Here is a 17,684-nt window from a genome sequence, read left to right on the forward strand (position 1 = left end):
GTGTGACCCGTCCCACTGACAACGGCCGGAACCCGGCGCGTCACCTCTCGCCCCTCACCGCGCACCGCTCCGTTCGACGGCGGGGATCTCGTACGTACCGTCGAGGATCTCCTGCCCCGGTACATAGAGCCTCAGCACCATCCAAAACTCCCCGCCGGGCGCGGGCAGCCAGTTCGCCGCCGCGGCCGGGCCGGCCGGGTGCTCCCTCCCGATGTGCAGCGTCAGCGACCCGTCCTCCTCGTATACGAGACCCGGGGTGCGATCACCGATCGAGGACCGGCCGGCCGGGTTCCCGGCGAGGCGGTGGCCCTGCGTGGCGTACGCGGCCAGGGACCAGAACGCCCCTACCGGCGGCTGCCGCTCGAAGCGCAGTACGTAGGAGCGGGCGCCGTTCAGCCGCTCACCGTCGGCGTCGCGGTACGCGCGGGCGTACACCGCCTCGTAGCCGTGACTCCCCCACAGCGCGTTCCGCGCCGCCACCGCCCTGGTCAGGTAGGAGGCTTCCCGGTCCACGATCCGCCACTGCGGGGAGTCGATGGTCCCGACGCCGTACCGGTCGAGGTTGTAGTCGAAGAGATGCGGGTCCATCGCCCAGTCCCCGTCCGCCACCGGGGGCCGGCTCGCCTCCGCCACCCGTGCCCTGCCCCGTACCAGGCCCTCGGTCAGTGCGTGTACGAGTCCGGGGCCGGCGGACACGTACGGCGACGGCCCCTCCTCCAGCAGCCCCAGCGGCTGGAACCGGTCCTGATACGCCTGGTCGGCCGCGGCCGGCGGGAAGTCGGCCATCCACACCCTGAGCTGCTCGAAGAAGCGCAGCGACTCCGGTACGTCGGGGGCGGGCGCGGGCAGGCCCGTGCGGTGGGTCCCGGGTTCGACGTGCGTGAGGGCGAGCCGGGCCTGAAGCGCGCGGACCCGCTCCCTGTCGTCCGGACCGTCGCAGGCGTCGCGTCCGATGACGGTGACGACGGAGGTCGGCGCGTCGATCACCCCGCGCACCCCATCGGGCACATGGCCCGCCCAGCCTGGCGGCACGACGAGCCAGTCCCCGGCCTCCGTACCGGTGGCACGGCGGCCGACGTACGCGAAGTTGTTGGTCCAGGCGTCCACGAACTGCAGCACGTAGTACGCACCGTCCGTGTCGGGGACATGGAAGAGAACCGGACCGCCGGAGAGGTCGAGATGGGCGAGGGAGTGGATCGTGTGGTCATCACCGACCGACGCGAAGTGCGCGTCGGGGGCCACCGGCCGGCCGGCCTGCGCGAAGTGGTTGAAGGGGGCGGGCGGCAGCGCGCCGGAGCCCGTCTGCATGAAGTCCTCGACCGTCGACAGGTCGTGGACCAGCGCACAGCCGTAGACGTACGCCTCGGCGGCAAGAGCGACGTGTTCTTCCGCGTTCTCCTCCGGCATCGCAACCCTCTCCCTCTCCCGTTCCCCCATGGCCCACTCCCTCACGCACCCGCTTCCTCAGATGACCGCCTTCGCGGTCGCCGTGCACAGGGCCCAGATCACGAACGCGTCGATGGCGATGGAGACGATCGCCCAGACCGGCTGGTACGGCAGCCAGATGAAGTTGACGATCAGGCTGACGGAGGCAAGCACCACACCCGTGGCACGAGCCCAGACGGCGCCCTTGAGAATGCCCCAGCCGACGCATCCGAGGACGATGCCGAGGACGAGGTGGATCCATCCCCATGTGGTCACATCGAACCTGAACGTGTAGTTACTGACGTGCGCGTAGACGTCGTCGGTGGCGATACCGGTGATGCCCTTGATCACGCCGAGGACGCCGTCGACGAGAAGCAGCACGCCGGCGAACATGACTCCGCCGGCTGCCCAGGGGTCCATTTCTCCCTGATCGACAGTACGGGCCGGGCCGGGCGTGGGCGCTGAGCGTGCCATGGAAACTCCTAGGCCGGAGCGGGACTGCGAGACAGAACCGACCCTGCGTGGCACCTTTCCGGGCGTCCACCCGGACGCGCCCGAACGGGTGAGGCGCCGAGAGGTGCCGTCGGCCGGGCTACGGTGCCGGGTACCGCGACACCTTCGCGATCCGGCATGTGACCTTGCCCGGGAGCTTCCCCGGCCCCTGCGCCTTTCCCGCGACTTCTGCCCGGCGTCCAGGTCGGACGCCGACGCGAGCTCTCCGGCGTGGCGCCTACCGCCCCCGTCCACGAACTCCACGAACTCCACGAACTCCACGAAGACGATGCAGGACGCCCGTGCACCGGAACGGTTGACGATCTCCACCTCCACCGCGGGCCACCGCATCACCGCGTCCAGCTCACAACCGGTGACGATGAGCCCGGTGCGGGACTCCCGCGCAGGCGGCGGGTGGCCGTAGGACACGAATCCCTCTACGGGACGGTGAAGTTGGTGCGGATGACAAGGGAGAAACGAGTGGGGCATGAACGGCGAAGCGCTCTGCTCGATCGGTGACCTGGCCCGGCGCACCGGGCCGACGGTCAAGACCATCCGGTTCTACGCCGACCACGGAATCGTGCCGCCGACCGACCGCACCCCCGCCGGCTGCGGTACGCACAGCTGCTCGCGGTGATCAACGCCCGGCCTCCCCCCGGACGATCCGGCACCCTCCCTCGCCTGGTTCGCCGACGCGTTGCGCGCCCGGGCGGCCCGGCACCTCTGATGCGGCTGCACCGGGTCGAACCTAGACTGACGAACGCCCGAAAAGTCATGAATAAGGGAGATAATCACCATGGCCAAACGAGGAAACAAGCGCCGCGCCCGCAAGAAGAAGAACGCCAATCACGGCAAGCGCCCCAACGCCTGATCCGGCACAGAGCACGCCCTCCCCTCCCCCCCTGTCGGCTGCACGAGCCACCCACCGAGCCGCCCAGGAGTCCCTGGCACGCGCGGGTGACCGTGCGGCCGACGCACGCGGCGCGGCCCGGGAGACGACGCCCCGGTACGGAACGACCCCTCGCCCGAACGGAGAGGTGCCCCCTGCCGATCCTCGGGGTGCCGTGCCATCTCCCCGCAGGAGCGGGTGACCCCCTGGCCCCACTGCCCGTCAGAACCGATGCCCCCAGAGCGAATCCACGCTGTAAGCGGTCGCGGTCGGCAGTCGTTCCTCCGCAACGGCCGACGCCCGCACGGGCATCGGCGAACAATACGAAGTACATGGTCGCGGCAGCGAGTTCGACGCATGTGGCATGGTCTGTACTTCTGGGCAGAGAAGGTGAAGTGGGCACGTCCCGGAACATCGCGCACGCCTCAGGGCGAAAGGAAGAACCACATGGCACAACCCCTGACTGCCGCACGGGTCATATCCGCTTTGCGAGCGGAAGGCGTACACATCGTAGAAGTCGGTAACTGGCGTGCGCACAACCGGAATCCGAAGGGGCCGTGGGGTCCGGTCCACGGGTCGATCGTGCACCACACGGTCACCAAAGGCACCGCCTCCACGGTCCGCATCGTCCGCGACGGCTACGCGGATCTGCCAGGTCCTCTGTGCCACGGGATGATCGCGAAGGACGGCCGGGTACACATGGTCGGCTGGGGCCGCGCCAACCACGCCGGTGGTGGCGACCCGCGTGTGCTGGAGCAGGTCATCGCCGAGTCCTACGGCACCCGCCCGACCCCGCCCGCGAAGGGCAACGCGAACGGAATCGACGGCAATGCGCGCTTCTACGGCTGGGAGTGCGAGAACCTCGGCGACGGCAAAGACCCCTGGCCCAAGGCGCAGTACCAGGCGATTGTCCGCGTCCAGGCCGCGCTGTGCCGGGCTCACGGCTGGTCGGCGAAGAGCGTGATCGGCCACCTGGAGTGGAGCGCGGACAAGGTCGATCCCCGCGGCTTCACGATGGTCAGGCTCCGGACCGATGTAGCCGAGCGGCTGAAGCATCCCGCGAGCTGGGACCCCGGCTCCGACCAGGAGGAGGACCCCATGGCGGGGATCACCAAGAAGGACATCTTCGACGCCGTATGGAAGACGGACGCAATCGGCGGACCCTCCGACGCGGCGGACCGCGAATCGAATCCGACGTGGCAACCGCAGAGCATCCTCAAGGACATGCAGGCCCGCATCCGGCGCATGGACAAGACCCTGGCCGCCCAGTCCGCCGCGATCACCGCACTCGCGGGCCAGGTCGGCACGGGTGCGGACACCGAGACCATCGTCGCCGCGGTCCAGGCCGCCATCAAGGACGCCGTGATCACCGTCGACATCCATTCGGAGGGGGCCTGACCGAGGCCCACGGCGGTGAGCAAACCACGCGGCGGCCTCACCCGGCGGCCGTCCCGATATTCACTGCCGCGTTCCGGCCCGCCACGGCGGAGCGCACCGTGCGAGCCGCTCGCAGCCCCTGGTCACGGCGCTCCTGGCCGCACTGACTGCGATCAGCGCGCATTGCGACGCGACAACCGCTGCGCGCTGACCAGATCCGTGTCATACGAAGTCGCGTACGCCACCACCTCTGGCACGGACTTCATCGTCGACGGGTGAGCGAAGCGCGCTGCTGTCCGGCCCGGGAGACCATGCCCCCTGTTCCTGCTACGGCCGGGGCAGGGGGCGGCTTCGTACGTCCGGGGTCAGCCAACCACTGGCTCGGCCCCCTCCGGCCGAGCGCGTCTCCACGGCGATCGTCGCCGCGGTTCGAGCGGTCTCCACCGCTCGAACCGGTTCACGCTCAGCCGCCGCTGTCGCCTGCCGAGCCGTGTACACCCTGCGGTCGCGACGGGCGCTCTCCGCGGTTCCGGAAGGTACCCCTCAAGCGCTTCCACCGTGCTCGCGTGCCGCGATCCGGGCCAGCTTCGTCAGCATCATGCCGTTTCGGACCGCAACGACGTAATCCACAGGGAGCCCGTGCATCCGGGTGCCGGGACCCCGGAGGGGGTGCCAGTCGAGGGTGAATAGGGTGTTCTCGCCCCAGGGGACCAAGTTCATGGCGATGCGGGCTGCACCGGCTCGCCCCCCAGCCTCGTGCGATCGCACCTCACGCACAGTCCAACGGGTCCAGACGGGTGGTTCGAACTGCCCTTGGCGAGAGATCGGGGCCCGCACGCCGGCTGCGAATCGGACTGACTCCTCGCCTGCCCGCAATAGCCCGATGCAGGCCCCGATCTCCGAGGCTCCCTGGTGGCAGAACCATGGGCGGAGTGGTCGCCGAGGTCTCTTCGGTCGGCCCCTCGGCTGCCTGGAGCCGCCGAGGGTCGGGGGTGGTTGCGATGGTCGCTCTACCCCGCTGCAGTACCGCCTGTCTCGTGGTGATCGCGCGGCGTCCCAGCGGTTGGTTGCCGCCCTCTCCGACCGTGAATTGCCTTTCGGAGGAGGCGCTTTGGGTGGGACGGCGCGCCACGTGACTCTTGACTGCCATGTACTTTGCATTGCAAAGTTAGTGTTCGGCGGACGGCCATCCGGTGGTTCGCCTCGCAGCGTTGCCGAAGCCCGACCACAGGGGGAAATCATGGGAACACCCGCACTGAGCGGCGCGGAGTCCGAACCGAGGGCGCACGCGGCCGGCCTGTTGGCAGCGACGGAAGGCCTGCGGGTCAGAACCCGCACGCAGCTGAACGGCTCCTGGGTCCCCCTCCTCGGCTTCGGCCTCCTCGCGCTGGCGGCCGCTCCGGTCGCCAAGTACGCCTTCAACTTTGGAGCCCACGGACGCAACATCGCGTCCTATCCCGCCTTCGCCTACGCCGAACTGACCGGCCTGTGTGTCGTCCATGAGCCGGGAACTCCCTGCCTGAAGGGCGAGTTCGACGGCGCCGTCCTGCGCTTCGCGGCCTGGGGCATGTGGTTCGCGCTCCTCCCCCTGGCGTGGTTCGTCTTCGCCCGTTGGTATCGCCTGCGTGGCGAGACTCGGGGCATCGTCCCCCGCCGCAGGATGTGGGTTCGTGCAACCGCGGCAACTACCGTGGCGATCGCGGCAGCACTGGCAATGCTGCTGTTCGGCAGGAACCAGCCGTGGGAGGCCGAACTGTTGGAGAACAGTTACGCCTCCCCGTGGTACCTGGTCGGCATCGGATTCCTGGCCCTCGGCATGGCCGAACGCAGCTGGATCGCCGCAGCGGCCGGCACCACTCACGCATTGCTGCTCACTGGCTACCTGGGAGCTTCCTCGGGCACTGGATGGCTCCCCTGGGCGCACTCCGCCCACCCAGGCTGGACCGACGGACCGCAGGCCAAGGCGCTCCTGCTCGCCGCCATCCTGCTCCTCGCCGGTCTGTCCGAGTGGACGACGGCCCACCGCCGAGCCGCGCCCGACGCCGCCGGTGCGCGTACGGTCATCTCGTGAGCGCCGCTACGCCGGACGACCAGCAAGGACTGCATCCGACTCAGGCGCTGGACGATACGGTCCACCAGCGCGTGCGGCTCGGCATCCTCACCGTCGCCCACGAAGCCGACCGGGTCGAGTTCGGCTTCCTGAAGAAGCAACTGGCCGTCACCGACGGAAACCTCTCCCGGCACCTGAAGGTGCTTGAGGACTCAGGCCTGATCACCATGGAGAAGGGCTACGCCGGTCGGCGCCCCCGAACATGGATCACCCTCAGCCGCAAAGGCGCACAGGCCCTGGACACCGAACTTCGCGCCCTGCGGGCACTCGTCCTTCGCCTGGAAACTCCCCGCCCCGTGCCCGGCCCACCCGATATGTGATCACCACTTCAGGGGCGAGGCGGGGCGAGTTGGGGGCCGACCTGCCAGATACCGACTTCGGTGTTGCTGGCTGTGGCCCCTGCCGGGAGCCGCAGTTCCCCGTGAGTCCCCGCCGGAACACCGCACGCCGCCTCCTGCACGACGGCAATGAACGTACCCGGCTCTGGCCCACCGAAGCGAGGGCACAATGACGTGATGTTGGTGTTGCCGGGGATCGGCGTGGCCCTGCCGGCCGGGGCCGGGACGCTCAGGTTCGGGATGCCCCCTAATGAGGTCGGTGTGATGCTGGCGGCGGCACCCAGGTGCCATTGGGGAATGCAGTGCATGTCGTTGACACGCGCCGACTACGCAGAACTCCGTCACGCCCACGACGCATGGCTCTCCGGAGTGCTCTTCGACCCCGCGTGGAACGCCATCGCCACCTTTGGCGACGTGGTGCTGACCGTCGCCGGAGGCGGGCCCGGTCGTACCGACGCCCTCTCCGGTATCAGCATCGATGTCGGTACGTCCGTGGGTGCGTCGGCAGCGACTCCTGTGGTGTGGGACGGTGTCGACCTGTTCGGGCACCCGGCCCAGGACGTCGTGTCCGTGCTGCCGGAATCCAGCCGTCCGTCTTCTCCGACGGCTGCCGATGTGACGGCGGAACCGCTGGGGCTGTGGCTTCGCGGGCGGTCATCAGCCGTCGACCGGTGGTCGCAGCTGGTCCTGCTCAGCACGCCTACCGGGTGGGAACAGTGCTGTGCAAGCACTTTCACGTGTACGAAGGGAGGAAACGGCCTGGTGGGGATCAGGCCCTAGCCAGAACGAGCTGCGCAACGCGGCACACACCCTGCCCCGGGCGTAGGACGGCCGTAAATATCTGTACAGAGCTGGGGACGTTCACGTGTACGCCGACACACGCCAGAGTTCCGCCAATACCGGCTCCGCGAACTACCCCGAGCCGCCTCGCTCGGACACCGCGTCAGCGATCCGGTCCGAGCACAGGCCAACCGCCTCGCCCGCGACCGCCTCGTCGCGGAGGACGCCGTCGGCGCCGCCCACCGGCCCGGCATCCGCGTGATCGAAGTCGACGGTTCACGCGATGCCGATGCGATCGCAGAGATTGTCGCCGACCGCTTCAGCCCCTACCTCCCGCGCCGACACCGCGAGGCTTGATCACCACAGGCATTCAGACAGTTCCCATACCCGACGTCACCATTACACGTCGTCCAGAACATCCAGCGCGAGGCAGTGAGTCACCCGGACCGCATGCTCGAGCGGCGCCCCGGCCGTGAGTAACGCCTGCCCCTTGATGCCTGTGGTCGCTCGTATTGCCCGTTCGGGTGCGTATCTCGTGCAGGTTCTAGCCCAGATGTCCAGGCTTGGCCTCACAATGTGTCTCCTCGTGAAGGTGAAAAAGCATGCCGACGTACGTCACCTTGTTGAGCTGGACCGATCAAGGCGTCCGAAACTACAAGGACACCGCAGAGCGCGCCGAGGCCTTCGGGGCAGCGGTACAGAAGCTCGGGGCGAAGCTTCTGAGTATCTACTGGACCGTCGGTCCATACGACCTCGTGGCCATCGTCGAGGCGCCCGACGACGAAACTGCCACGGCAGCACTCCTGCAGCTCGGTGGGGTGGGCAATGTCCATTCCACGACTCTGCGGGCCTTCGGCCCAGAGGAGATGGAGCGCATCATCGCCAAGGCGGCCGGCTGACGACCCACGTCGTCCAGGACACCCAGCGCGAGGCCGTGAGTCACCTGGACCGCATGCTGAAGCGGCAGCGTCCCGACCGTGGGTGACCGCACCCGTTGATGTCAGAAGCAGATGTCAAAGGCCCCCAACCATGATCGGTTGGGGGCCTTCGCGCTGGTGGGCGCGGACGGTTTCGAACCGCCGACATCTGTTTTGTAAGCCTGGCGCCGATCACGAACGTGTCCTCGCTGGTCACCAACCGTCTGGGGCGCCTGAGCCTGCTAACGGGTATCCACACCGCGACTCGCTCCAGTTGACCGCGGCTGACCGCTCGATCTGGCACGGATATGGCACGGTCACCTTCTGATCCGTAGCTCTAGCGAGATCGGCCAGCGACGACCATTCCGGCCGCTACGAGGCCCCGGAGAGACGGTAGCGGACGGGGGCGGTTGCTGGGGTTGCGGTACGGCGCTGCTGTACTTCTACGGTGAGCTTTGAGCGGCCCGGCCTGCCACGTAGTCTCGTTCTCTCCACACGGCAAGGACGGGGGCGTTCACTCGATGGCGAAGCCGGTACGTGTAGCACTGGGGGATGTCTGGCTCGAGTGCCTGGTCTGCCAGGGTGACCTGTTCCGAGAACGGGGTGTCCTGCTCAACAGCGCTGGGATGGAGTTCCTGAAGTTGGCCTGGGCTGACGAAAAAGCCACGGGCCTGATCTGCTGGCGGTGCGGATACGTACACCTGTTCGTCAACAAGGACATCGAGTTCTACCGAGCGGATAAGTGACGGAGATGCGCCCTTTGGGTCGCTTCGTCGAGCTTCCATCCTCACCTCCACCCACCACTCTCCCCAGCTCCCATCCCGTCCGCCTTCGATCGACCCACACACCGTGGAGCGGGCGTGGTTCAGGGCGTCAAGGTGGAGCGCGCCACTGTACGAACGACCTTGACGCCCTGGGCCGCGACTGCTCGGCTCTGCCTGGGTCGAAGGTGGGCGGGATGGGAGCCCACGACGCTCGCCACGAATTCGCCGGCACTCGCGAACGGCCCCCCGTCCATCCCGGAGTCTGAGCGCCCCCGCCGGAGGCATGTCTTGAAGCCGCGGGCTTGGTTCTCGACTCAGGGGCCGTAGTTCGCTGCGGCCCCAGGGGCCCGGCCTGGGCGCCGAAGGCGCAGAGGGCCGGGCACAAGGGGCCAGCCCGCGCCTTGCGCGGGCACTTGAACCCGTAGAGAAGGTTTCTACTCACGCTCAGCGCGACGACCCCGAGGGACTGCCGTCACCTACTACCGTCAACGCCCCCGCAGCGGCTCGCTGCGGGGGCGTTCTGACTGGTGGGCGCGGACGGTTTCGAACCGCCGACATCTGCTTTGTAAGAGCAGCGCTCTACCCCTGAGCTACGCACCCGTGGATGAGGCAACAGCGTACATGGACTACGGCCCACGGTCACAAACGGTGCCGGGACAGCAGTGGACGGCAGTGGCCCGGGTGGTCGGGGGCGTGGTGTGGCCGAGGTGTCGTGCGGGGGATATCCCCACCCCTCATACGGTAGCCGTCCGGATTCTGCCGGTGAGACGGCGTACGTACGGTGAAGGGCACACCGTCGGGGACCACCCGCCGTACGACTTGGGGGAAGTTCATCGTGGCACACCGTACCCGCACTCTCATCGTGTCCGCCGGAGCCGTGCTGCTCGGTTTCGGCCTCACCGGCTGTGGCGGGACGGATGCGAAGGACGCGCCCGCCGAGCACAAGTCGTTCGCGCTCAGTGGGAAGACGCTGACCATCCATTCCGGGCAGTCGACGCTGGAGCTCGTACCGGCCGATGTACGGAAGGTCGAGGTGACCCGTCGTGTGGGCGGGTGGGTGGTTCTGGGGAACGGGCCCGATCCCCAGTGGAAGATGCGGGACGACACGCTCACGCTCAAGGTGAAGTGCAGCGCGATCATCAGCGACTGTGCCTCGGAGCACCAGGTGAAGGTGCCGCGCGGCGTGGCGGTGGTCGTCGACGGGGACAACGGGAAGATCGTCGCGTCCGGCTTCGACACTCCGCTCACCCTCCGCGCCGACAACGGGAAGGTGACCGTCCGGGACTCCAGTGGGCCGCTCAGGCTGGAGAGTGACAACGGGGGCATCGTCACCGAAAGGATTTCGGCCAAGTCCGTGTCTGCGCGGTCCGACAACGGCATGGTCCGGCTGGGGTTCGCCTCGGTGCCGGATCTCGTGGACACCGTCAGTGACAACGGAGGGATCACCATCGACCTGCCGTCCGGCTCCGTGAGGTATGCGGTGGACGCGGTCGCCGACAACGGAAGAGTCTCGGTGGACGCGCCACGCAGCGACGACAGCACCCACGTGGTCAAGGCTCGGAGCGGCAATGGTCAAGTCACCGTCCGAAGCGTGAACTAACGGGCCCGTGTGTTCGTTCTTACCTGGTGGGAGAATGTACCGGGCAGAGCGAAACGGCACGGGAGAGGGATGTGACGGCGACACACGCGCGGCCGCAGGCGAGAGCGGGTGGGAGTTCCGCCGTCGAGGGTGTCCAGGGTGCCGGGGGTATCGGGGGCGCCAGGGCTGCCAGAGGCTTCGGGGATGTCCTTGTGCTGATGTTGCTGCCGGTGCCGCTGATCGCCGCCGCGCTGCCCGCCGCGTTCGCCGGTGGCGGTACGCGGCGCTGGTTCGGCGGGCGCGGGGAGAGTCAGCGGGCCGACGCCCAGGCCGCGAAGGACGCCGCCGCTGCCGCCTTCTACGAGCTCGACACCGCCCAGCGCGATCTGCGGATCTCGATCGAGACGATCACCGCGGTGGACAGCTCGCCCGGTGCACGCAAGGCCGTGGACGATTTCGCCGCGCTCGGCCGGCGGATCGACGAGGCCAGCCATACGTACATCACCGCGGTCGACGCACACGACCTGGACCGGGACGATCTGGAGTCGGCCGTCGCGGCCCGTGCCAGGACCGAGCTGACCACCGCCAAGGACGAGCTGGTTCGCGTCAAAGGCGACCTGGACCGATTCGCGCAGGGTCTGGGGCCGTTGCTGGGCAACGCGGAGACGCAGCTCGCCCGGCTCGCGCCAGCCGTGGAGCGGGCCCGGCAGGCGCTCCTCGGCGCGAGCAATGCTCTCGATGCGGTGCGGGCGTCCGGACTGCGAGCGGATGATCTCGCCGCGCGACTGGCTGCCCTCGCGCCCGAGCTGACCAAACTCAATCAGGGGGCCGGCCGCCATGGCGTTGCGGAGACCTTGCAGCGTGCCGATCGGGTGCTGCGCGACGCCGAGGCGGTGCGGGCCGAGGCGGCACGGCTGCCCGAGCGGGCCGCCGAGATCGACCACCGGCTGGTGTCGTTGCGTACGCGTGCCCAGGCGCTGACGACCCGGGCGGGCTCGGTGGAACCGGTGCTGAGCGAGCTGCGGCGGCGGTTCTCGGCCGCGTGCTGGCAGGACCTCCAGCCCGTGCCGAAGCAGGCGGCGAGCAACGTGCGGCAGGCGGAGGAGAAGCTGAAGGAAGCCGCCGCGGCGCGGGACGAGCAGCAGTGGGCCGACGCGACCTCCCGGCTGAGTACGGTACGCGCCCTGCTGAACGCCACGGACGAGGCCGTGTCCGCCGCGGGCGACCGGCTGCACCGGCTGAACGACGTGGCCAAGGACCCGCAGGAGGAGATCCAGCGGACGCGGTTCGCGGTCCGGGATGCCCAGCGTCTGGCCATGGCCGGGCGCCACACGCCCGAACCGCGCCACGCCCGCCCGCTGGACGACGCCGTGGCCCGGCTGGATCGCGCCATCGCCGGACTGGAGGAACGCCATCCGGACTACTGGCACTTCCTGACCGAGACCGAAGCCGTACGGCACACGGCCGCGCGGGTGGTCTCCGACATCCGCGAGGAGCGCGGGGCGGGCGCCTGAGCTGTACGGGCTCGGTCACGGGCTCTGAGCGACCCGAGGAAGGGGAGGGGGCAGGAACGGGCTTTCCGGTCTTCTGATGTGCGGCGGCGACACCGCGGGCGGATCCTGGTAGTACGCCTGAAGGAGACCGACATGGCCACCCATGTACTGCACGCCCCCGGACGGCCCAGCCCGCGCCGCCGTCGCAGGACCACCCCGCTCGACAGGCACCTGCCCGTCGATCACCGGCTCAACCGCGTCTACCGGGTCGGCGCGGGGCTGATGGGACTGGTGCTGCTCGCCTTCGGAATCCTGGGGCTGATCGACGAGATCGGCTTCTTCAGTACCGGTGGAGCCACCGTCGCGGGTCTCAACACCAACGGCGCCCTCAGCGTTCTGTCCATCTGTGTCGGCCTGCTGCTGTTCATCGGCATGGTGATCGGCGGCAACATCGCCTCGACGCTCAACATGATTCTGGGCATCGCCTTCATCCTCAGCGGCTTCATCAATCTCGCCCTGCTCGATACCGGCTACAACTTCCTCGCCTTCCACCTCCAGAACGTGCTGTTCAGCTTCGTGGTCGGACTGATGCTGATGGTCTTCGGGATGTACGGGCGGGTCAGCGGCGGCCTTCCGCACGACAATCCGTACTGGCAGGCCCGCCACCCCGAGGAGGCCGAGCAGGAACTGCGGAGGGTCCGGCAGGCCACGGCAGCGGCAATGCCGGTCGTCCCTCGCCCTGACCACCCGTAAACGCGGGACTCGTAGAGCCATGCTCCGTAGACCCGTGATCCGTAACCCGGGTCTCGTAACCCTTACTTCGTCCCGGTCCGTGCTGGACAGCCTGGGCTAGCCTGGGCACATGCCTCGTTACGAGTACCGCTGCCGCTCCTGCGGAGACACGTTCGAACTCAGCCGCCCGATGGCCGAGTCGTCGGACCCGGCCTCCTGCCCCGCCGGGCACGCCGACACCGTGAAGCTGCTGTCCACCGTGGCCGTGGGCGGGACGTCGGCCAAGTCCGCGCCTGCCGCCCCGTCGGCCGGCGGTGGTGGGGGCGGGGGCGGCTGCTGCGGCGGGGGTTGCTGCGGCTGAGAGAGCGGGTGGCCGGGGCCGCCCCGCGAGGCCCTACCGCTTACGGGAGAGCGTCAGGCCGTCGGACACGGTGAGCAGCACGCTGTCCATGCGTGGATCGGCGGCCACGTGGTCGTTGAATTCCTTGATCGCCGCCGCGCCGCCGGTCGCCTGCGGGTCGGTCACCCCGCCGTGGAAGAGCACGTTGTCCGTGACGACGAGGCCGCCCTGCCGCATCCGGGGCACCAGTTCTTCCCAGTACGGGATGTAGTTGCCCTTGTCCGCGTCGAGGTAGGCGAGGTCGATGTGCGGCTCGGCCGGCATCGCCCGCAGTGTGTCGAGCGCCGGGGCGATACGGAGTTCGATCCGGTCGGCGACGCTCGCCTTCTCCCATGCCTCGCGCCCGTACGCGGTCCACTCCTCCGAGATGTCGCAGGCGATCAGCCGCCCGTCCGCGGGCAGCGCCTGTGCCATCGACAGGGCGGAGAAGCCGGTGAACGTCCCGACCTCCACGATGTACCGGGCTCCGGTCAACCGGACGAGGAAGGCGAGCAGCGGCCCCTGCTCCTCGGCGGACTGCATGCCGGCGTACTCGGGCAGGCGGGCGTACGTGGTCTCGATGAGCTCGCGCTGCACCGCGTCCAGCGGTGGATTGTGCGCCAGCATGTACGCGTACAGCTCGTCCGTGATCTTGGTTTCGTTGCCCTTGGACATCGCTGCTCCTCGTCGGTCGTACCGGGCGGACGGGCCCGGGCTCTTCTCCGTTCCCGTCCCGGCCCCTGTCCTCACATACTGCTACCGCCTGCCGGACGAGGGCGTCCGCGACGGGCCCGAGGCCCGCAGGAAGTGCCGCAGGATCTCCTCGCCCGCAGCCACGCCGCGCTCGGCCGTGACGTCGACGTGCGGGGCGCTCCAGCCGGTGTCGGCGAGTTCGCCGTGGGCCGGGCGCCAGGCGTGGTCGGCGGCGAGGAGCAGGTCGGCGTCGAGGAGGCTGTCACCGGCGGCGAGAGTGAGCGTGGCACCGGTGCGTCGGGCGACCTCGTCCATCGCGGCGCTCTTGGTGAGCGGGCCCGGCACGGCGTAGATCTTGCGGCCTTGGAGGGAGACCGTCCAGCCGCGGGTCTCCGCCCACTGTCCCAGCTCCTTGACCCAGCCCTCCGGCAGCAGTGAGCGTTCCACGACAAGGTAGGCGAAGAGGTCCTCGGCGACCCGTTCCTTGAGCAGCCACGCGGGGTCGGCCGCGGCCAGGAGATGGGCGCGGACCTCGGCGAGCGACGCGCATTCGTCGGCGAGCCGGCGGGCCACCCGTGTCTGCCAGTCGGGGTCGGACACCCCGTCGACCAGGAGGTGTCCCCCGTTGGCGCAGATCGCGAACCGCGGTGCGGGGCCGGGGAGATGGATGCGTCCGTACTGCTCGCGGGTGCGGGTGGTCGTGGGGACGAAGACCGTGGAGCGGGCGAGCTCGTCGAGCAGCGTCGCGGCCGTCTCGGTCAGGTAGGAGAGCGGCTTGTGTTCGTACACCTCTACGCAGAGCAGCCGGGGGGCCTCGGCGTCCGGCATGGGGAGCTGGAGCGCCGCAGCCGAGTAGATCAGGGTGCGGTCGAGGTCGCTGGCGACCAGCGTCACGGGGGCGGAAGAGGTGGGGGGAGCAGTGGAGGCGGCCGGGGTGGTCACTTCGACTCCACCGCCTTGCCGTCCGCGCCCGTCGCGCCCCTGGTGTACTTCGGGTGGATCAGCCCGACGCAGGTGTACGGGAGTTCGCCGACCTCCTCGATCGGTACGCCCCGCTGCTCGGCCAGCAGACGGATGTGGTCCAGGTCCGCGCCCGCGCCGCGCTTGGCGAGGATCTTCCACGGGACGCGGCGCAGCAGTACGCGGGTCGTCTCGCCGACGCCCGGCTTGACGAGGTTCACGTCGTGGATGCCGTGCTCCTCGCTGATGCGTTCCACCGCGGCCCAGCCTTCCCAGGTGGGCGCGCGGTCGGCCGCGAGCAGCTCCTTGACCTCGGCGTCCACCGCGTCGGCGACCTCGTCGAAGTGGGCGGCGACGGTGTCGAGGAAGTGGCCGGACACATCGGCGTCCGAAAGCTCCCGGTAGAACTTCGCACCGTGGAAGTCGTCCGGGCCGACCAGGTCGGAGCGCAGGACGGTCCGCGAAATCAGCCCGGAAACGGTTGAGTTGAGACAGGCGGACGGAATGAGGAAGTCCTCACGGGTGCCGTAGGTGCGGACGCATCCACCCGGGTCGGCCAGGACCGCGATCTCGGGGTTGAAGCCGTCGAACTCGGCGAGCGCCACGGCAAGTTCGCGGGTGATCGCCCCCTTGCCGGTCCAGCCGTCGACGAAGACGACATCCGCCGGATTGTGGTGGGCGGCCAGCCAGCGCAGCGCGGTGGCGTCGATGCCGCGCCCGCGGACGATGGAGATGGCGTAGTGCGGCAGGTCGAGCCCGTGCCGGTGCCGGGCCCAGTGGCGCATGAGTACGCCGACGGGGGTGCCGGCTCTGGCGAGCGAGACCAGGACGGGGCGCGGTGTCCGCTCGGCGAGAACCGTCTCGGTGACGGTTCCCACGGCACGGGCGACGCGGGCGGCCGACAGCTCCAGCGCGGCCTTGAAGAGGCCCTGGTACTGGGCGGACGGCTGGTATTCGACGGGCAGCGACTCGGCGTAGTGCGCGCCACCGCTCTGTATCGCCTCCTCGCGCTCCTCGGTGGGCGCCTCCAGCTCCGTGTCCGAGAGGTCCTGGAGCAGCCAGCCGACATCGTCCGGTGCGTAGGAGGAGAAGGCGGGGCCACGGAGGGGCTCGGGCAGCATGGGGGGTTCCTGCCGTTCGGAGACGTACGAGGGGAGGTCCGACACGACGTGTACGGGAAGGCTTGACGCGACGTGTACAGGAAGGTCCGACGCCGCGTGCGCGGAGAGGTCCGACGCCGCGTGCGCGGAGAGGTCCGACGCCGCGTGCGCGGAGAGGTGCGGCCGGGCCTCCGACGGGACGTACGACGGAACGACCGCGAGCAGGACGTGGTCGGTGTGCGCGGCGAGTTGCGCCAACAGGCCGTCGGTGGCGTGGAGTTCGGGGGTGTCGGCGGTGGAGTCGACGGCCACGACCACGGCATCGAAACCGGCGCCCGCGACGTTGTACGCGTACCGGTCGCCGGGCCCGTCGGCCGGGTTGTCGTGGGCCGGGAAGACCAGCCGGCTGCGTATCGCGTAGCCGGGGTCGTCCACGGCGAGGACGGGGGAACGCGTGGTGGTGGAGTAGCGCACCTCCGCGTCGATGTGGTCCTCCAGAGCCGTGCCCAGGCGGAGGGGCGCGTACATGAGCTCCTCGAAACCGAGGAGCAGTACGCGGCGGGCGTCGCCCAGTGCCGCGGCGACGCGGGCGGCCATGGCCGGGAGCGCCGGCTCCAGGGCGGCCCGGTGGGCGGGGGTGAAGCCGTGCCGTCCGCCGTCGGGCACGTCGGCGGGCCACTGGAGATCCACCCGGGTGCACGGCCGGCGAACAGTCCGGGCGACCACTTCCGGGGCCCCGGAACCGGCCGCTTCCGGGCTCGCGGCGGCAGCGCTCTCCTGTGCGGCAACCAGCGCCCGGCCCTTCTCCAGGACGCCCTCGGGGAGGGCGACCGTGCCCGAGCTCCTCGCCACCAGGTCGACGCGCGCGCCGATCTCCGCGGCGAACTCGGTCAGCCGTCCCCGGTCGGCCGCGGACCGCATGTCCACCAGGGCGACGATGACGTACCGGCTCCGCGGGTACCGCTCGTGCAGCGCCCGGACGGTGTTGAGCACGGTGTTGCCGGTGGAGAACTCGTCGTCCACCAGCACCAGGGGCGCGTCCGCCACGGGCGCGCCCGGGCCTGCCGGGTCACGCTCGCCCGCCAGCAGGTTCGGGTCCTCGGGGAGCAGCAGGTGCGACGTGGCGTGCGAGTGCGATTCCTCGAAGCCGCCCGCTCGCGCCACGCCGTCGACGGGGCGGCGCGTCGAGTGCAGGTACGGTGCCACGCCGAGCCCGTCGGCGACCGCGTGGCCGAGACCGGTGGCCGTCTCCGCGTAACCGAGCACGACCGCCCGGCGGGCCTCGGCGTCACCGAGGAGTGCGTGCACCCGCCGGCCGAGCTCGAAGCCGGCGCCGTACACCACGGAAGGCTTCTGCGGCACGTGCTTGCCGAGCACGTTGGACACGAGCAGGTGGGCCCGCTTGGGGTTGCGGCGCAGGGCGAGGCCCAGCAGCTCTCTCAGCTCCCCGTCACCGTCGGGCTTTCCGTCGCCGACGAGGTCGACACCCAGTCGCTCCGCCACCCAGCTGCCCGACCACACCACGTTCGCCGTCTCTTTCCTTGCCGCGCGCTCGCTCATCGAGACACGCTCGTTCCACGAGGCCCACGCCCGTACCCACGCGCTTGCACGCGCACTCGTGATCGCACAAGCACGCGCGCTCGCGCTCTCACTCGC

General features: G+C 69.6%; 16 protein-coding genes, 1 tRNA gene and 2 pseudogenes. 12 read left to right on the plus strand and 7 right to left on the minus strand.

Going from position 1 to position 17,684, the window contains the following annotated elements; genetic code table 11:
* Positions 1-54 precede the first annotated feature (54 nt).
* Positions 55-1,407 (minus strand): DUF1254 domain-containing protein, encoded by a 1,353-nt coding sequence (locus OG936_RS09425; protein WP_406493864.1) that lies wholly within the window; start codon positions 1,405-1,407, stop codon positions 55-57.
* Positions 1,408-1,464: 57 nt separating this feature from the next.
* Complete coding sequence (locus tag OG936_RS09430; RefSeq protein ID WP_383760966.1) at positions 1,465-1,899, minus strand: hypothetical protein; 435 nt, start codon at positions 1,897-1,899, stop codon at positions 1,465-1,467.
* A 505-nt stretch (positions 1,900-2,404) separates the two neighbouring features.
* On the opposite strand from OG936_RS09430, the pseudogene OG936_RS09435 reads away from it, so the two are divergent.
* From OG936_RS09435 to OG936_RS09445, 3 genes and pseudogenes are all read left to right on the plus strand, one after another.
* A pseudogene (locus OG936_RS09435) lies at positions 2,405-2,527 on the plus strand (MerR family DNA-binding transcriptional regulator); the annotation flags it as partial.
* Positions 2,528-2,713: 186 nt separating this feature from the next.
* Positions 2,714-2,788, plus strand: coding sequence for a 50S ribosomal protein bL37 (locus tag OG936_RS09440; protein ID WP_015034725.1), 75 nt, complete (start codon positions 2,714-2,716; stop codon positions 2,786-2,788).
* A gap of 465 nt (positions 2,789-3,253) precedes the next feature.
* Positions 3,254-4,204, plus strand: coding sequence for an N-acetylmuramoyl-L-alanine amidase (locus OG936_RS09445; RefSeq protein ID WP_406493866.1), 951 nt, complete (start codon positions 3,254-3,256; stop codon positions 4,202-4,204).
* A 522-nt stretch (positions 4,205-4,726) separates the two neighbouring features.
* Here the strand turns inward: OG936_RS09445 and OG936_RS09450 are convergent.
* Positions 4,727-4,921 (minus strand): annotated as a pseudogene (locus tag OG936_RS09450) (SRPBCC family protein); the annotation flags it as partial.
* A 502-nt stretch (positions 4,922-5,423) separates the two neighbouring features.
* Here OG936_RS09450 and OG936_RS09455 point away from each other — a divergent pair.
* The 5 genes from OG936_RS09455 to OG936_RS09475 all read left to right on the plus strand — a co-directional run bounded on the left by OG936_RS09455 (position 5,424) and on the right by OG936_RS09475 (position 9,074).
* Entirely contained in the window at positions 5,424-6,254 is an 831-nt protein-coding gene (locus tag OG936_RS09455; RefSeq protein WP_406493868.1) for a hypothetical protein, read from the plus strand.
* A complete protein-coding gene (locus OG936_RS09460) occupies positions 6,251-6,613 on the plus strand; it encodes a transcriptional regulator (protein WP_406493869.1) in 363 nt (120 codons plus the stop codon). Before OG936_RS09455 ends, OG936_RS09460 begins: the two co-directional genes overlap by 4 nt.
* Positions 6,614-6,937: 324 nt before the next feature.
* Positions 6,938-7,411, plus strand: a complete 474-nt coding sequence (locus OG936_RS09465) for a hypothetical protein (RefSeq protein WP_406493871.1) — start codon at positions 6,938-6,940, stop codon at positions 7,409-7,411.
* Between the two features lie 602 nt (positions 7,412-8,013).
* A complete protein-coding gene (locus OG936_RS09470; RefSeq protein ID WP_406493872.1) occupies positions 8,014-8,310 on the plus strand; it encodes a GYD domain-containing protein in 297 nt (98 codons plus the stop codon).
* A 539-nt stretch (positions 8,311-8,849) separates the two neighbouring features.
* Positions 8,850-9,074 carry a hypothetical protein gene (locus OG936_RS09475; RefSeq protein WP_266745934.1) on the plus strand — a complete coding sequence of 75 codons (225 nt, stop codon included), beginning with the start codon at positions 8,850-8,852 and terminating at the stop codon, positions 9,072-9,074.
* A 543-nt stretch (positions 9,075-9,617) separates the two neighbouring features.
* Here the strand turns inward: OG936_RS09475 and OG936_RS09480 are convergent.
* A tRNA-Val gene (locus tag OG936_RS09480) sits at positions 9,618-9,692 on the minus strand.
* Between the two features lie 235 nt (positions 9,693-9,927).
* On the opposite strand from OG936_RS09480, the gene OG936_RS09485 reads away from it, so the two are divergent.
* The 4 genes from OG936_RS09485 (at position 9,928) to OG936_RS09500 (ending at position 13,257) form a co-directional block, all read left to right on the plus strand.
* Positions 9,928-10,692, plus strand: coding sequence for a DUF4097 family beta strand repeat-containing protein (locus OG936_RS09485; protein WP_406493874.1), 765 nt, complete (start codon positions 9,928-9,930; stop codon positions 10,690-10,692).
* A gap of 71 nt (positions 10,693-10,763) precedes the next feature.
* Positions 10,764-12,185 carry a hypothetical protein gene (locus OG936_RS09490; protein ID WP_406493875.1) on the plus strand — a complete coding sequence of 474 codons (1,422 nt, stop codon included), beginning with the start codon at positions 10,764-10,766 and terminating at the stop codon, positions 12,183-12,185.
* Between the two features lie 132 nt (positions 12,186-12,317).
* Entirely contained in the window at positions 12,318-12,917 is a 600-nt protein-coding gene (locus OG936_RS09495) for a DUF4383 domain-containing protein (protein ID WP_406493876.1), read from the plus strand.
* Between the two features lie 109 nt (positions 12,918-13,026).
* Positions 13,027-13,257 (plus strand): zinc ribbon domain-containing protein, encoded by a 231-nt coding sequence (locus OG936_RS09500; RefSeq protein WP_383761030.1) that lies wholly within the window; start codon positions 13,027-13,029, stop codon positions 13,255-13,257.
* Between the two features lie 33 nt (positions 13,258-13,290).
* Here OG936_RS09500 and OG936_RS09505 read toward each other — a convergent pair whose 3' ends face one another.
* The 3 genes from OG936_RS09505 to OG936_RS09515 all read right to left on the minus strand — a co-directional run bounded on the left by OG936_RS09505 (position 13,291) and on the right by OG936_RS09515 (position 17,588).
* Positions 13,291-13,950: an O-methyltransferase gene (locus tag OG936_RS09505; RefSeq protein ID WP_406493878.1), complete on the minus strand. Its 660-nt coding sequence runs from the start codon at positions 13,948-13,950 to the stop codon at positions 13,291-13,293.
* An 81-nt stretch (positions 13,951-14,031) separates the two neighbouring features.
* Positions 14,032-14,910, minus strand: a complete 879-nt coding sequence (locus tag OG936_RS09510; protein ID WP_406493880.1) for an HAD family hydrolase — start codon at positions 14,908-14,910, stop codon at positions 14,032-14,034.
* Positions 14,907-17,588, minus strand: coding sequence for a phosphoribosyltransferase (locus OG936_RS09515; RefSeq protein WP_406493881.1), 2,682 nt, complete (start codon positions 17,586-17,588; stop codon positions 14,907-14,909). Before OG936_RS09515 ends, OG936_RS09510 begins: the two co-directional genes overlap by 4 nt.
* Positions 17,589-17,684 lie beyond the last annotated feature (96 nt).

Source organism: Streptomyces sp. NBC_00846, from assembly GCF_045207325.1.
Classification (GTDB): Bacteria; Actinomycetota; Actinomycetes; order Streptomycetales; family Streptomycetaceae; genus Streptomyces.

Excerpts from the sequence above, each read along its gene's own strand:
- OG936_RS09465 (WP_406493871.1), top strand. The coding sequence starts at position 6,938 with ATGTCGTTGACACGCGCCGACTACGCAGAACTCCGTCACGCCCACGAC.
- OG936_RS09505 (WP_406493878.1), bottom strand. The coding sequence starts at position 13,950 with ATGTCCAAGGGCAACGAAACCAAGATCACGGACGAGCTGTACGCGTAC.
- OG936_RS09500 (WP_383761030.1), top strand. The coding sequence starts at position 13,027 with ATGCCTCGTTACGAGTACCGCTGCCGCTCCTGCGGAGACACGTTCGAA.
- OG936_RS09455 (WP_406493868.1), top strand. The coding sequence starts at position 5,424 with ATGGGAACACCCGCACTGAGCGGCGCGGAGTCCGAACCGAGGGCGCAC.
- OG936_RS09470 (WP_406493872.1), top strand. The coding sequence starts at position 8,014 with ATGCCGACGTACGTCACCTTGTTGAGCTGGACCGATCAAGGCGTCCGA.
- OG936_RS09515 (WP_406493881.1), bottom strand. The coding sequence starts at position 17,588 with ATGAGCGAGCGCGCGGCAAGGAAAGAGACGGCGAACGTGGTGTGGTCG.
- OG936_RS09495 (WP_406493876.1), top strand. The coding sequence starts at position 12,318 with ATGGCCACCCATGTACTGCACGCCCCCGGACGGCCCAGCCCGCGCCGC.
- OG936_RS09445 (WP_406493866.1), top strand. The coding sequence starts at position 3,254 with ATGGCACAACCCCTGACTGCCGCACGGGTCATATCCGCTTTGCGAGCG.
- OG936_RS09475 (WP_266745934.1), top strand. The coding sequence starts at position 8,850 with ATGGCGAAGCCGGTACGTGTAGCACTGGGGGATGTCTGGCTCGAGTGC.
- OG936_RS09425 (WP_406493864.1), bottom strand. The coding sequence starts at position 1,407 with ATGCCGGAGGAGAACGCGGAAGAACACGTCGCTCTTGCCGCCGAGGCG.
- OG936_RS09430 (WP_383760966.1), bottom strand. The coding sequence starts at position 1,899 with ATGGCACGCTCAGCGCCCACGCCCGGCCCGGCCCGTACTGTCGATCAG.